The organism is Bacillus zhangzhouensis (genome assembly GCF_000715205.1).
Lineage (GTDB): Bacteria > Bacillota > Bacilli > Bacillales > Bacillaceae > Bacillus > Bacillus zhangzhouensis.
Map to the genome: position 1 here is coordinate 62,841 of NZ_JOTP01000014.1, position 14,587 is coordinate 77,427.

12 protein-coding genes and 2 pseudogenes are annotated in these 14,587 nt (G+C 37.2%); 9 read left to right on the forward strand and 5 right to left on the reverse strand.

Annotated features, from left to right (window positions below; all coding sequences use genetic code 11):
* The first annotated feature begins 78 nt into the window (after positions 1–78).
* A complete protein-coding gene (locus BA70_RS12615; protein WP_034322803.1) occupies positions 79–501 on the forward strand; it encodes a cytidine deaminase in 423 nt (140 codons plus the stop codon).
* A gap of 80 nt (positions 502–581) precedes the next feature.
* Here BA70_RS12615 and BA70_RS12620 read toward each other — a convergent pair whose 3' ends face one another.
* Positions 582–1,238 (reverse strand): pentapeptide repeat-containing protein, encoded by a 657-nt coding sequence (locus tag BA70_RS12620; protein ID WP_239646669.1) that lies wholly within the window; start codon positions 1,236–1,238, stop codon positions 582–584.
* 367 nt (positions 1,239–1,605) lie between these two features.
* On the opposite strand from BA70_RS12620, the gene BA70_RS12625 reads away from it, so the two are divergent.
* Positions 1,606–2,751: an alpha/beta hydrolase gene (locus tag BA70_RS12625; protein WP_034322806.1), complete on the forward strand. Its 1,146-nt coding sequence runs from the start codon at positions 1,606–1,608 to the stop codon at positions 2,749–2,751.
* Between the two features lie 227 nt (positions 2,752–2,978).
* Here the strand turns inward: BA70_RS12625 and BA70_RS20880 are convergent.
* A pseudogene (locus BA70_RS20880) lies at positions 2,979–3,531 on the reverse strand (potassium transporter TrkG); the annotation flags it as partial.
* Positions 3,532–3,538: 7 nt separating this feature from the next.
* Complete coding sequence (locus BA70_RS12635) at positions 3,539–3,736, reverse strand: hypothetical protein (RefSeq protein ID WP_034322808.1); 198 nt, start codon at positions 3,734–3,736, stop codon at positions 3,539–3,541.
* 219 nt (positions 3,737–3,955) lie between these two features.
* Here BA70_RS12635 and BA70_RS12640 point away from each other — a divergent pair, with 219 nt between their 5' ends.
* The 5 genes from BA70_RS12640 (at position 3,956) to BA70_RS12660 (ending at position 8,208) form a co-directional block, all read left to right on the forward strand.
* A complete protein-coding gene (locus tag BA70_RS12640; protein ID WP_034322811.1) occupies positions 3,956–5,125 on the forward strand; it encodes an FAD-dependent oxidoreductase in 1,170 nt (389 codons plus the stop codon).
* A gap of 42 nt (positions 5,126–5,167) precedes the next feature.
* A complete protein-coding gene (locus tag BA70_RS12645; RefSeq protein ID WP_034322815.1) occupies positions 5,168–5,848 on the forward strand; it encodes a TetR/AcrR family transcriptional regulator in 681 nt (226 codons plus the stop codon).
* Between the two features lie 147 nt (positions 5,849–5,995).
* Complete coding sequence (locus BA70_RS12650) at positions 5,996–6,661, forward strand: helix-turn-helix transcriptional regulator (RefSeq protein WP_034322817.1); 666 nt, start codon at positions 5,996–5,998, stop codon at positions 6,659–6,661.
* Positions 6,658–7,032 (forward strand): RidA family protein, encoded by a 375-nt coding sequence (locus BA70_RS12655; RefSeq protein WP_034322819.1) that lies wholly within the window; start codon positions 6,658–6,660, stop codon positions 7,030–7,032. The genes BA70_RS12650 and BA70_RS12655 overlap by 4 nt, the downstream gene beginning before the upstream one ends.
* Positions 7,033–7,104: 72 nt before the next feature.
* On the forward strand, positions 7,105–8,208 hold the full coding sequence (locus BA70_RS12660; protein WP_034322822.1) for a threonine synthase: 1,104 nt from the start codon (positions 7,105–7,107) through the stop codon (positions 8,206–8,208).
* 792 nt (positions 8,209–9,000) lie between these two features.
* Here the strand turns inward: BA70_RS12660 and helD are convergent.
* A complete protein-coding gene (gene helD, locus BA70_RS12670; protein WP_034322827.1) occupies positions 9,001–11,346 on the reverse strand; it encodes an RNA polymerase recycling motor HelD in 2,346 nt (781 codons plus the stop codon).
* 110 nt (positions 11,347–11,456) lie between these two features.
* Here helD and BA70_RS12675 point away from each other — a divergent pair, with 110 nt between their 5' ends.
* Complete coding sequence (locus tag BA70_RS12675; protein WP_034322829.1) at positions 11,457–12,098, forward strand: TetR/AcrR family transcriptional regulator; 642 nt, start codon at positions 11,457–11,459, stop codon at positions 12,096–12,098.
* Between the two features lie 171 nt (positions 12,099–12,269).
* Positions 12,270–13,187, forward strand: a complete 918-nt coding sequence (locus BA70_RS12680) for a class I SAM-dependent methyltransferase (RefSeq protein WP_034322831.1) — start codon at positions 12,270–12,272, stop codon at positions 13,185–13,187.
* Between the two features lie 9 nt (positions 13,188–13,196).
* Here BA70_RS12680 and BA70_RS20595 read toward each other — a convergent pair.
* Positions 13,197–13,851, reverse strand: a pseudogene (locus BA70_RS20595) (IS3 family transposase); the annotation flags it as partial.
* Positions 13,852–14,587 lie beyond the last annotated feature (736 nt).

Consider the following 14,587-nt stretch of genomic DNA (forward strand, 5'->3'; position numbering starts at 1 on the left):
TTCAAGAACAATTCATTACCTCATGTTTGGTATAATAGATCAACATATGAAAAACGACCATAAGTGAAGGGGAACACGATGCAAACATTTGATCTTACTCAAAAAGATGTAGAATTAATAGACGAAGCAAAAAAGAAGATTATCAGCCTTTATGAAGATGATAAACACCATGTAGGGGCAGCCGTTCGCATGAAAACAGGAGAAATGATATCGGCTGTCCACATTGAAGCCTATATCGGACGAGTAACTTTATGCGCAGAGGCCATTGCGATTGGCAGCGCTTTATCGAATGGACATAAGGATTTTGAGACGATTGTCGCTGTTAGACATCCATATTCAGATGAAGAAGATAGGAGAATTAGGGTAGTAAGTCCTTGCGGCATCTGCAGAGAGCTCATTTCAGATTTCGGACCAGAATGTTTCGTCATTATAGAGATGGATGACGAACTAGTCAAATTGAAAATCAGTGAGCTGATTCCACTCAAATATACTCGAAGTTGATGTACCATAGACATGAAGTAGCAATAGGGATGTAGCAAACGTCATCCATTGTCTTTGTTATATTCCAAACTACTGAAAAATCACTCAACAAAAGCAGTCCCATATATTTTCTTGATATGCGCCGTATTAAAAATATATTGTTCCATATGCTCAGGCTTGCGCAGACTACGCACCAGTATTTTCCGATCATCGTCAGAAAGAGCAGGATCATCGTCTATCTTTTCCAAGGCATTTTTCACACGTGCAGATACCTTTTCAACATATAGATGGTTTTTGGATGTTGGCGGAATACATTGCGTCAGGTCACAGCCTGTAAAACGAACACCGTCAAGGGTGCATTTTTCAAAATTGGCGATCAGCTTTTGTTTGCCATTTCCCTCAAACGTAATATCCACTAGCTTGCCGGTAAAGGTACAATTGACGATATTCGATGTTTGTAACACGCGGTCATTGAATCTACATTTATAAAAAGTACAGTCGATAAACGTAGCATTCTCCAATGTCATTCCTCTCATATCACAGGAGGAAAATTCCAAATTGGTAAAAACAGCTTCGTCTCTAGCAATACCAACAGAGCGCAAGTCAGATCGAATAAAAGTACAATGATCAATCGTGCTACCCGCAAAAAATCTCGCATTCGTCAGGTCACACGAATCAAATACAAGATGATGCAGGTGACAGCTCCAAAATATAGGTGAACGAACATTCGAGTTGATGATCGTCGTTCTGCTTATCATTTCGTGTTCATACCTGATAACATCAAAAAATTATTCGTTGTCTACTGATATACCAGACTCAAGTCTTCTCATCGCTATCACCCTTCAGAATTTTTTACAATGATGAATACCTTTCAGCAAGTTCATTCTAATTTCACTTGGCATTTGATCTTGTTCATGATGATATCATAAAGATATATACATATAGAGGATGGCATCAGTACAAGTCTTGTCCCTCAATAACAATATTTCAACACAAGGGACGATCTCGACATTTTTTAGGAAATTTGATAGTAATGCCTCTAACCTGCAAAGTTTTGAAAGCACTTATAGGCATGCGTATTTTTACATTCGCCATCACTTTCATTCATGAAGGAGGAACAAAAGGATGAAAAGGTATGACATATTCCCTGAACCAATCGGCGACTATATCGCCGGACGCACCCAGATGGATTTTGAGTATACGGCATCAGATCACTCAAAAAGAAAATTGACCGCGTTTATGTACTATCCGTCCGATAGCAGCGAAAGGAAGACTGCATCAGCGTACATGTTTCCTGAAGTCTACGAGATGCTTCATGAGCAGCCACTTGTCACTGAGTATCTGAAAGAGAAGAATTTTTTCTCTATCGATATCAAGACTCATTGTTACGACGACCTTTCTCTTTCCGGGAAAGAAAAGCGCTATCCAGTGTTATTCTATGTTTGCGGCGGGGGTGGTTCACCGGAATGGGGGACAGCAATTTGTACAGACCTGGCAAGCCTGGGGTATGTTGTCGTCAGTATCGGCCATCAGAATAGCACAATGTATAAACGGAAAGATGGGAAGCTGTTGAATGTATCAAAGGATTTTTCGGATGTCATTATGGCGTTTTCTGAAGATCCGGAGATGGTGGCGCTGGCTGGTAAGATGAAGATGCGGCCTGACGATGAAACGGCTATTGAGATGTGCCGCAACGTGCTTACCCTACCAATAATTAACCAGTTAACAAGATATAGTGAACAACAGGCAGAAGATGTAAGGTACGTAGCCGATTATCTTCACAAACTAGACTCTGGAGAATTAAAGTCCATCTTTCATGACAGACTGTTGCTCGACATCGGCATGGGCATCGTCGGACATTCTTATGGCGGGCCTACGGCGGGGGTTGTTTGCCGAGATGACGACCGGTTTACCTGCGGGGTTGGCTTGGATAGTGGTGCGTTTGGTCTTCTCGACAGCGACCTCAATAAACCCTTTTTGCTACTGTTTTCTGAACCGAATTATTATATGAATGCGATTATTGGCGCTAACAACAGCATGGAAACCTATTATTTCACCGTTAATCGTGCTGCACATTTAGATTACTGCGACATCGTGTTTACCGGTGTAGATGAGGAACTGAGAGGCACAAGGGATGCGGTAGAAATGCGAAATCTTGTGACGGACTATACGAAGACTTTTTTTGATCATTACATCCTGCAAAAGGCTGCACGTGTGGAAAGCCTTTCATATGATGGCGTAGACTTAATCAAGAAAACCAGCAACAAGTGAGATAACGGAGAAGCTGCTGATCAAAGCCTTTTCAAGAGTCAGCTTAAAGTTGAATATCTCAGCTTTTCCGTTAAATACCGAATGCTGATTGTTTGGCAAAGAAGAGACCGTACCAGCAGATCTGTATTCCAAAAAGCTTGTAGTGAATAAAGAGAAAATGTAAAGTGGGTCAATCCATCATCTTGATGATTAAATTAAAAGGGAATCCATTTCAATTATTGCTCATATTAGCCTACAAATCCTTCTCCCTCCGGATAACGTATTGAGCTTCTGGTTCGTTTCATAAAGATAAATACAATGGTCAGAGAACCTACTCTGCCAATAAACATATGAATCGAAAGAATCACCTTACCTAAAAACGTTAAATCCGGTGTTAATCCCATAGAAAGCCCTACCGTCCCAAATGCTGAGAAGGTCTCAAAAACAATATCAATGAAAGGAGCTTTTTCAGTCATTGTCAATAAAAAATGGTGATAAACACAAAACATAAACTGATAAAACTGATTGCTAAAGCTTTCATGACAACATCATGCTTAATAGTACGTCTATATATCACCGGTTCTTTATTTCCTTTCAGAAAACAGAAATCAAAATGATCATCAACGTTGTTAATTTAATACCACTTCCTGTTGACGCACTCCCAGCACCAATAAACATAAGTAGCATCATAAACGTTAAAGAACTCTCATGCATATGTCCTATATCAAGAGAATTAAAACCCGCAGTTCTAGGTGTCACAGCTTGAAAATATGACGCCCATAAATTATCAAGAAGGTTCATTTAGATATCATTTAGTCAAGCGATTGAATCGTTTTCGAAGAATTAGGCATGAGACAGCAAATACTGTGAAAGCGCCCGCTGATCCAGCAGCAAACATCAGCTCAGATTGTTCTGGGTTGGATTTGAATAACAAAGGGACAGAAAGAATGAGCACGGCACCACTAAAGCCCAATCCTAATATCAACATTGCCAATAATTTATTCATAGAAACACCTCTTACACTCAGAATTTTAAAAATAGAAACCTTTAACATTCCTAGATGGAGTGTATCATATGATGGCGGGCGATTGGTTTCTTTTCATTAAAACACAATCGTGAAACAAACGATTTTAAACGAACACTGTTCTTTACGAACGATGTTCGTTATAATATAAATGAGATGTATTTTTAAACGATTCTCATAAAGGAAGAGGAGATGCATACGATGACGTCATTATCTAAAGACCCAAAGCAAATTGCTATCATTGGAGGAGGACCTGGGGGGCTAACACTCGCCTTAATTTTGCAAAATTACGGTATACAAACAACCATCTATGAACGGGAGATGTATGACAAGAGTCTTGAAAGAGGAGGGTCACTGGATATTCATGAAGAAACAGGTCAAAAAGCCTTAAAAGAAGCAGGAGTTTATGAGAAATTTCAAAGGAACGCCCGTTATGAAGGAGAAGATTTCAGATTACTTGATAAATCAGGAAGAATTTATTTAGATGAAGAAACGGAATCAGATCAAAAAGGCACTCGCCCAGAAATTGATCGTGGTGTGTTGTGTGAACTGCTGTTAGATCAAATTGATGCTGAAAACATCAAATATGGATATAAACTAGAAAGATGCGTTTCATTAGAAAATGGCATGACGGAGATTCATTTTGAAAACGGGGTTGTCGAGACAGTTGACCTTTTGATTGGGGCTGATGGTGCTTTTTCTCGTGTACGTCCTCTGTTAACAGATATGGATATTGAATACTCTGGGCTCACGATGCTGGAACTAAATGTCCTAAGCGTAGAGGGGAACCACCCTGATTTAGCTGAATTTAATAAACGTGGTAAGATGTTTGCTTTAGCAGACCATAAAGGACTGATTGGTCAGTTAAACGGAGATGGACGAATCAAAGTGTATGCAAGCCTTATGGTAGAACGCAACTGGATCGAGACTTGTGGTATACCGTTTCACCAAGCGAAAGAAGCAAAAGAACAATTATTAGCGTTATTTAGTGATTGGGATGATCAGCTGAAAAATTATATTCGTTATGCAGAAGATGCCATCATTCCAAGACGGATTTATACGCTTCCTGTCGGTTTTAAATGGAACCGTCATAAAGGAGTAACGCTTATCGGTGATGCAGCTCATGTCATGTCACCATTCGCAGGTGAAGGTGTAAACATGGCGATGTTTGATGCAATGGAGCTTGCACTTGCTATTGTCCGACATCCTCATGATATTGAAAAGGCTATTGAAGAATACGAAGACATGATGTACGAATATTCATCGAAGAAAGCTCATGAATCGGAGAATAGTTTAAAACTGTGTTTTTCAAAAGACGCTGCGGTCAAGCTTGCAGATATGATGAATTCTTTCCAAGAAAACGGTGATTGATGCTCAATTTACTATTTTACTTTGACATGTTATAAAGAGAGTATGAACAATTCAAATCGTCGCATTATAAGTCGCCGGTCTCGGCCGGCTAAAGAGCCCTTAAGCCGTGAGCTCATTGTGAAAACGGCCCATGAGCTTCTTAAGGAGCAAGGGATAGAGGGCATGAGTATGCGTAAGGTGGCTAAAGCATTGGATACGGGACCTGCATCCTTGTATGTCTACGTGAACAATTTTCAAGAACTCAGTGCTTACGTATTGGATTATGGTCTCGGCCAAATGGTTTATCCAGATTCAGCGGATAGCACATGGAAAGAACAGTTATTTGACATATTGCATACTTATTTCCTACTGCTATTCGAAAAACCTGGTCTTGCTGAAATTTCTCTTTCCACCATTCCACAAGGAACGAACTTTCTTCAGTTGACCGAACATATTCTCGCTGCATTGCATGAAGGCGGGATCAAATCTACATCCGCTGCATGGGGAGTAGACCTGTTACTGTTATACGTATCTTCCGTAGCATACGAAAAGGTCTCTTGGAAGAAACATGACTCTTCGCAGATTTCAGACATTAAAAAAACATTTGATGATGCAGACAAAACGCGGTTTCCTTTCATTCATCGTGTGAAAGAAGAAATGTTTGCAGGTGATACCGTATCAATGGAACGGTTCCGATGGGGAATTGACGTCATTTTGTATGGAATCCAGAAAGAAATCAATTAGAAAGGAGCACAAGCAAAAAGCAGTCTATGGCTGCTTTTTTTATATGTTTGATCTTGTGAGCATCATGATATATAAATAAATCTATATATTGTTTTTATATATAAAAAATTATATAATCTAGTGGAATAAAAAATGGGGTGCTTAGGCATGGAACAAATTAAAAAGTTATTAGCGAGTTATATTCCTTTAGCAAAATCTACTGCAAAAATGTTTGGATCAAATTGTGAAGTAATTATTCATGATTTAACGAACCCTCAAGCATCTGTCATGTTTACAGTAAATAACCATGTGACAGGAAGAGAAATCGGTCAATCCTTTGATCATCTAGTAAAGACTGTATTACAATCAGAAGATTTTAAAGAAGATTATCTTGCTGGTTATACATTTGTAACAGAAGATAAGCGTACGATTCGTTCTTCGACTACATTAATACGTGATTCGAAGCAAAAAGTGATTGGTGCTTTCTGTATCAATTTTGACGTTGAAGCACTGAATCAAATGCAGCAATTTATGGATACTTTTCTTTCTACACAAATTGAAGTTCAAGAGGATGAAACAAAATCAAACGATGACCTTGAAAATGTGGAAGGAATAGTAGATCAATTGATTCAACAGATCATTCAAAACAGTGTTCATCCAGTCATGAAACGTCATGAAAAAATTGAATTAATAAGATTTATGGATGAAAAGGGAATTTTTTTAATGAAAGGATCTGTTGAGAAGGTCGCATCTATGTTAGGCATTTCCAAAGTAACCGTCTATAGCTATTTGGATGAAATCAAAAATAAATCGAATGAAGGGGAAACGAAATGAAAAGCATCCTTGAGGTGGGAAATCTAAAATCAAACGGACACTATGCATTCGCAACCATTCACCAAAATACAGTATATGTATCAGGACAATTTGCCATCAATCCCGAAACGAGAGAAAAAGAATTCGGCACCATTGAAGAAGAGACATTACAAGCGCTTAAGAATGTGGAGATGGTTGTAGAGACTGCTGGAAGTAAAAAAGAGAAGATCTTGCGCATGACATTATACATTTCAGATATTGAATTATGGGACAAAGTAGATGCGGTTTATACTGACTTTTTCGGTGAACATAAACCAGCACGTACTGTTGTACCAACGAATGAATTACATTTTGGTTTCAAAATTGAAATTGATGCCATTGCATATATTTAAGATATTTTTTTGCCTACTCTATATAAAAAATTATATTTCGTATAAAAAAATATTTGAAGGGGTTGATGATTGATGAATCAATTGATTTGTAACCATTGCGGGAAAAAATATGAGATGACACCAACTCTATGGAAATGTGATTGTGGTGGAGTATTAAACCTGGTGAAAGATACCCTGAAAATAGATATCGCAGCTTGGGATCACTATCCAAATTCATTATGGCGTTATGTTGAAACCATGCCATTTTCAAAAGGTTCTAAGACTTGGGAAACTGTGACAATGGGGGAGGGTCAATCTCCTTTAATCGTTCTGGATCCTAATGAGCCAAACACTTATGTCAAAGTTGACTATATGATGCCGACATTATCCTTTAAAGACCGAGGAGCCGCTGTTTTGATGACAAAAGCAAAGGAATTAGGGGTATCAAAAGTCATAGCTGATAGTAGTGGGAATGCAGGAACAGCGATTGCAGCTTATGCAGCACGTTGTGGTATTGCCTGTGACATCTATCTAAGCGATGACACTTCACCTAAAAAGGTCGCTCAAATAAAAGCACATGGAGCAACGATTAAAGAAATTCACGGGACGCGAGAGGACATTGCAGCTGCGGCACAAAAGGCAGTAGACAATGAAAACGTTTTTTATGCAAGCCATGTCTATAATCCCTACTTTTTCGAAGGTACAAAAACATACGCCTATGAAATCTATGAGCAACTAAAAGGAGCACCTGATGCTTTAATTATTCCGGTTGGAAACGGTACTCTCCTCCTAGGTGCGTATTATGGCTTTAAAGAGTTATTTGAAAATGGTCTCATTCATAACATACCTAAAATCGTTGCCGTACAAGCGAAAAACTGTGCACCCCTTGTGAAAGCTTATCAAAATGCGGAGGGATCAGCATCACCTGTGACGAATAAAGGGACCTTAGCAGAAGGGATTGCCATTGCTGCTCCAGCACGCTCCAAACAAATTTTAGAAGCTGTACAAGTTACCAATGGTACGTTTATTGAAATTGAAGAAGATGAGATCCTAAATGCACGATCTAAACTGAGTGAGAAAGGGTTTTATGTAGAAGTGACATCTGCAGTCAATTTGGCTGGCTACATGAAATATCAAAAGGAACCAGAAGAGACCATTGTCATACCTCTTTGTGGTGCAGGGATTAAATCAAAATAACCTTAGAGAAAAATCACGCAGGACTCAGGTAGAACAGAGAGTTGCGTGCCTCGTTGACCTATTATATGATCAATCAGGTTGAAAATGGAGGAATGATTCGTGGCATTGGATTTCACTCATTGCGAAGCACATTGGTCTTACACCGACTTCCATGATTTTAGATGCAAGTTAGCAGCATGTATTGGCATGAATTTAGATGAAATGGGGGGGTTTGGCGGGGGGAAATACCATGTGAAAACTATCAAGATGACATCATTCCATTGCTGGATATTTCAGATTCTGATAGTTACTTAATGCCAGATGTTTGTAAGACCGTTGCAGTTAGATTACGTCAACTGATCCACAATTGGCCTGATGATGATATAGATAAAAAGAACGCTCTCTATCTGGCAGAGGGAATGGAATTAGCTCATCAACAAAAAGAGCCATTGGGATTTATATAAGAGTAGGAAATGTTGTCATATGGCGGCTCATTAAATTCACTTTAATTCAGAAACCTTTATGACCGTTTTAATTTATTGAGGACGTAGAGGATTTTGATATGACATACATAAGGGAAAGATGAAGATAAAGAGGAAGTGTGCAAGAAGGTAAATATAGATCCATTGAATGCTCTATTAACACCACTGAAATAAGGATTCTATCATTTAATGGATCCACTTTTATACTCTTTTCACAGAAGTTAAAAGTGGATCCATAATGAACGACTATAAGAAGCATCCGCAAATCTGGTAGGAATTGAAGTGGTAGGGAGGCTTTTAAACGCTTAGCAATTCTTCATTGAAATTATACTCAAACTGTAATCTCATACGAATTTTCAGGAATCTTATTCATAAACGTGCTCATCTCCCCTACGGAGAAAAGATGAAGCTCGTGCATAGCCCTCGTACATGCAGTATAAAAGAGTTTCCTTTCAAATTCTCTTCCATATTTTATATTAGAAGCATCGTATATGATCACAGCATCAAATTCGATTCCCTTTGCCAAATAAGCAGGGAGAATTAAGATACCTTTTTGATAGGAAATCGTACTTTGTTCAATCATCTTGAGATCCATTTGCTTACTCAATTGCTCATAGGATTCCTTGCATTCTTTTCCCGTTTTACATATCACAGCGATTGTTTCATAATTTGCTGACTGCAGTTGAAGAATCTTCTGTGTTATTCGAGATTGAAGGGTGTCAAGATCCTCAACCTTTGTAAAAGTAGGCTTCTGACCATCTCTGTTAAAAGCTTCAATAGTTTCTCCTTCTTCTATAATTCCCTTTGTGAATTCAACGATTTGACGAGTTGAACGGTAGCTTTTCGTTAACTCTACTCTCTCAAAATTTTCTTTTACATATAATTCGCTTGATAGTAAGGTTGGTGCATTTAGAGTATGGGCATAAATCGCCTGATTAAAATCACCTAGAATCGTCATTCGGCAATAAGGAAAAAGCTGCTTAAGAACAAAAAACTGAAAGGGTGAATAATCCTGTGCTTCATCAATTAATAAATGGCGTATTCTTGTGTTTATTCTTTTTCCCTCAAGTTTATCTTGGAGATACAAATAAGGCGCTGCATCTTCATACGTCATTTCTTTTCTTTGTAGCTTTTTTAATGTATATGAACAAATTTCTTCCCAACTTTCAGGAAGTGTATCTTTAAGCTTTTGAAGGATGTTGTCTTTCTGTTTAAACAGTTGACAGTAAATCGCCGCTACATTAATAAACTTTAGTTTCTTTACAGCTATTCGTATTGGTTTAAAGTGTTTTTTGACAATCATTTTAGCTATTTTCTTTTGCTCCTGTTCAAAATCGTCGAACGTATTCTCAGAAAATCTTCCTTCCTTCAGTAGCTCACTATAAACTTTTGTATACTCTTCAAGTTCTAACAGGTCACTCTCTTCTATTACCCAATCTTTGGTTCTTTCTAATTTTTCTTTCTTTCCTAACTCTTTTAGAAGCCATTCCTTTACTAACTGCATGCGATTTGGAATGGAGATAGATGCATCTAGTGAATAAAAATAGTTTTTAATTTGTTCAGCTCTAATCAACATTTCTCCTCGGAAAGAAATATTTTTAAAGATAAGCTCTTCACTCGAGAGAACAACAACATAGGAATCAATCAAAGCTTTAAAATCGCTACTCGCTTTATACCGAATTCCTTTTCTTCTTGCAGGATACTTTTTATGTTCCTGACATGTAAGCATATATTCCATTTGCGTAAACGGATGTTCAACATCAAATTGTTTTCCAAGACGCTTCTCCACATATTCTTGGAATGTGAGCTGCTGCATATTCTCCTCCCCTAAATCAGGGAGGACAGAAGCAATATAGCGATTAAATAAAGAATTAGGTGAAAAAAGCATAATATTTTCAGCCGTGATCTCATTCTGGTAGTGATACAGCAAATAAGCAACTCTTTGAAGAGCTGCAGAGGTTTTCCCACTTCCAGCAACCCCTTGTACAACTAAATACTTGCTTTTCACGTTACGAATAATCTGATTTTGCTCTTTCTGAATGGTAGCAACAATGCTTTTCATATTGGTACTCGCGTTATTGCCAAGTACTTCTTTCAAAAGTTCATCGCCAATGGTAACATCCGTATCAAACATCGTTTTGATTTGCCCATCTCTCGTGATAAACTGACGCTTTAACTCTATTTCTCCTTGAATTATCCCTTCTACTGTTTCGTATTGGGCTGATCCTGGAGAGTAATCATAATAAATACTGGAAATAGGGGCTCTCCAATCATAAATAAGAAATGTTTCCTCATTTTCATCCATTAAACTCGCAACTCCGAGGTACACGTTATTTGTTGTCTCCTTACCATTTTCGAGAAAATCAACACGGGCGAAATATGGAGAATCTTTTAATCGAGATAAGGTCTTCCTCTGCTTATCTAGTTGACGGTGCGTTCTTTCCCTCTCGGACAGCATCTCCGCCTGCTGTCTAATACTTGATAAGGTTTCACCAGCATCCTCAGGATTATCTAGATTTATTTTTACATCATCCCAAAAGGTTTTCTTTAGATGAATGACATCCTTCTTTAATCCACCAGAATCATGATCCAATTTAACGACTTTTTTTTCAATTTCTCTTAAAACAATACGAATGCGCTCCTCTTCATACTTTCGCACTTGGTTTCCATTCTTCACCTCTTCACACTCCTTAAAGATGTTAAGTAAATAAATAATACATCATTGACCGTCGGTCGGTCAATGATGTATCTTTAAAAGACAATTATAAGTCTCAAGGGGGAAGTTCCATGAAAAGAATTGTCAAAAAACCCGAAGAAAGAAGAAGCGAGATTATTTCCGTCGCAAAAGATTTGTTTTCATCTAATGGGTACGAGAATACTACGATTAGCGATATTATTAAAAAAATCGGAGTTGCAAAAGGCACTTTTTATCATTATTTCAAGTCAAAAGATGAAATTGCGGACGCAGTAATTCAAGACTCTATTGATTCAAGTGTTCAAGTGTTTAAACAAATTAATAATAACTCCGATTTAAAAGCAATAGAGAAGTTAATAAATATTATTCAGTTTTTTTCACAGGAAACATCAAATCATTTCAGTGATGGATTAATGACTCATTTACATCACAAAGATAACGTTCTTCTACATCAGAAAATGAAAGTTTGCATGATAAAAGAATATGTACCAATTATTTCATCTGTTTTGAAGCAAGGAGTAGAAGAAGGGGTATTTCACACGGATTTTCCAGATGAAATTACTGAATTCTTATTAGTCGGACTCCATTTTATGCTTGATCCAAGCCTTTTCTCATTGACTCACGAACAGCTCATTGCCAAACTAGATGCGATTGACGAGATTTATGAAAAACTATTAGGTGCTCCAAAAGGTAGCTTTCCTTCAATAAAACAATATTTCGAAAAGTTGTATTGAGTTTGTTAAAGCATTTAAGGATACGAAATAAAACAGAAAGAATTCGATTTCCACTTGACAAAAATTTTTATTTGTGCTATAATTTACTTTTGTTTTTTTCGGTTATATAATAGGGTTCTCCTGGCCAGGGGAACCCTATTTTTTTGTTCTATAATAAAGGAGAGTGTTTGTATGAAGAAAGATGAGTCAAGTGTAACTTCGTTAATATCAGCTTTTGGCAGATCCTATCATAGTCAATTTGATGATACCCCTAAAATCTTTAATGATTATTTAGCTAAAGACTTAATTTCTGTAAAAGAATTTAATGACATCAAAGAGAATATGGTTCAAGGTATACATTTCTTCAACAAAGATATCGCACAAAAATTCGAGGGAAATACAGAAGAAATATTAAAATGGATTACACAAGTACAACTTTCTCCAATAACCTTATCACGTGCTGCGTATTGCGAAAAAGTATTGCTTAATGAGGTAGCGTTAGGATTAAGACAATATGTCATACTTGGCGCTGGATTAGATACTTTTAGTTTACGACATCCAGAATTGGAAAACAGCTTAGAAATATTCGAAATTGATCATCCCACTACACAGGAATTTAAAAAGCAAAGATTGGACGAGGCTAAATTAAAAATCCCAAGTAATCTTCATTTTGTTTCAATGGACTTCACCAAAAATCTGTCCTATCAAAACCTAATAGGTAAAGGATTTGATAACAAAAAGACATTCTTTAGTCTTTTAGGTGTTTCTTACTATTTAACGAAAGAGGAAGTTTCAAGCTTAATAGATTATTTATTCACCAAGGTTCCATCAGGAAGTTCGATCGTTTTTGATTATGCAGACGAGAAACTATTCGAAGAAAAAGGAACCTCTAATAGAGTTGAAAATATGTTGAAAATGGCTTCAATGGGCGGGGAACCAATGAAATCATGTTTTTCTTACTTTGAAATTGAGAAGATGTTAGAGAAATCCGGTTTATTAATTTACGAACACCTATCACCGGCTCAAATTCATGAACTTTATTTTAAGAATCGTAACGATTACTTATCTGCTTTTGAAACGATTCATTACATTCATGCGATAAAAAAATAAAACATATTAATTAAATAGATCTAATATGAGCGAAAGGTAGAGCTTCTGCCCAAATAATTTGAACTCTGTCATATCTGTGACCCATTTCTCATTTGGCTTATCAGCTTGAAAGTGACGAGCTAAAATATTAGGCGCTACTTTGCCAACTAAGCCTTTGTATGAACGATATTTCTTCATTCGAACCATGCATTTAGACCTAGTGATTTCATGATGCGCTGTACTTTTTTGTGATTGACTTTTTGTCTCTGATTGACTAGTTCATCACGAATACGGCGGTATCCGTATCGGCCATGATGTTCTTAGTAAATATTTTGAATCATTTTTTCAGATGGACATCTCGGTTATGAAGATTCCAATGTTTCACCAAATAGTAGTAGGTACTACGCGGAATACCTGCGATCTTAAGCAGTACTTTCACCGGGTATTTATGCCTTAAATCAAAGTTCCATCGATCCTTTAGCTGGTGCTTGCTTTCCTGTTTTCTTTTTCATAGACGGACGCCCCTTTTTCATTGATTTGAGGGCGTCTTCTCCTTGTGTTTCCATGATACGCTGCCAGTTCCAAAGCGTGGTATCAGAAAGCAAATTAAAGAGTGCAGCTGTTTCCAGGATAGACGTCCCATGTGAAGTACGTCTAGTTTATATTGGACTGGATAATTTGTATATGACATGGAGTAGATCTGGCAGGGGATTCTTGCAGAATCCTCGTGCTTGATGGTAAGCCTAGCTCATACACAGTAAGAGAACAATATAATTCTATTGTGCGAGAGGGGTATACACAAACTGCTCAGACGATTACAGGGGTTGGGAAGGGCAGTTAGGTCCGGAAGTGAATTTTGAACGCTAAATCAGTTGAGAAAAATTCAACGTCTTTGAAATTGCCGAGTTAGAAAGAACCGCACATTTTAATTATCGGGTAATTGTGCAACGAAGTAAACATTGATCCATTATATGCGTTGTCAACCTAGTTAAATAAGTACTTTATCTTTTAATGGATCCACTTTTATGTTCCCTTTACAGGAAGTAAAAGTGGATCCATTATTATTTAGGGAAGTCAACATAGATCCATTCTGAAAGAATGAAACACTAATAATGTGTTATTTTTAATATTCATTCTGAAAGACTGAACCACTACTACTGAGATATTTTGAATATTCATAGAAGGGTATTGTAGAACATTGTCGAAATTTTATAGAAATATCTTGTTAAAAGAGGTGTATACATGTATTCGCCCATTAACATTAAAAGAAGCAGTAAATTTGGCAATAACTATTGGGAAGCATACAGTCCTAAATTAAAACGGAATGTTCGTTTGTTCAGTGATCTGGAATATGATTTTTGGGTTCTTGTTGAAACAGAAAATCAAATCATAAATTTTTTTGATATTTTTTTTTTATTTTA

Coding starts and splice junctions, on each gene's coding strand:
- BA70_RS12660 (WP_034322822.1), top strand. CDS start 7,105: ATGAATCAATTGATTTGTAACCATTGCGGGAAAAAATATGAGATGACA.
- BA70_RS12615 (WP_034322803.1), top strand. CDS start 79: ATGCAAACATTTGATCTTACTCAAAAAGATGTAGAATTAATAGACGAA.
- BA70_RS12655 (WP_034322819.1), top strand. CDS start 6,658: ATGAAAAGCATCCTTGAGGTGGGAAATCTAAAATCAAACGGACACTAT.
- BA70_RS12620 (WP_239646669.1), bottom strand. CDS start 1,238: ATGATAAGCAGAACGACGATCATCAACTCGAATGTTCGTTCACCTATA.
- BA70_RS12675 (WP_034322829.1), top strand. CDS start 11,457: ATGAAAAGAATTGTCAAAAAACCCGAAGAAAGAAGAAGCGAGATTATT.
- BA70_RS12645 (WP_034322815.1), top strand. CDS start 5,168: ATGAACAATTCAAATCGTCGCATTATAAGTCGCCGGTCTCGGCCGGCT.
- BA70_RS12650 (WP_034322817.1), top strand. CDS start 5,996: ATGGAACAAATTAAAAAGTTATTAGCGAGTTATATTCCTTTAGCAAAA.
- BA70_RS12640 (WP_034322811.1), top strand. CDS start 3,956: ATGACGTCATTATCTAAAGACCCAAAGCAAATTGCTATCATTGGAGGA.
- BA70_RS12625 (WP_034322806.1), top strand. CDS start 1,606: ATGAAAAGGTATGACATATTCCCTGAACCAATCGGCGACTATATCGCC.
- BA70_RS12680 (WP_034322831.1), top strand. CDS start 12,270: ATGAAGAAAGATGAGTCAAGTGTAACTTCGTTAATATCAGCTTTTGGC.
- BA70_RS12635 (WP_034322808.1), bottom strand. CDS start 3,736: ATGAATAAATTATTGGCAATGTTGATATTAGGATTGGGCTTTAGTGGT.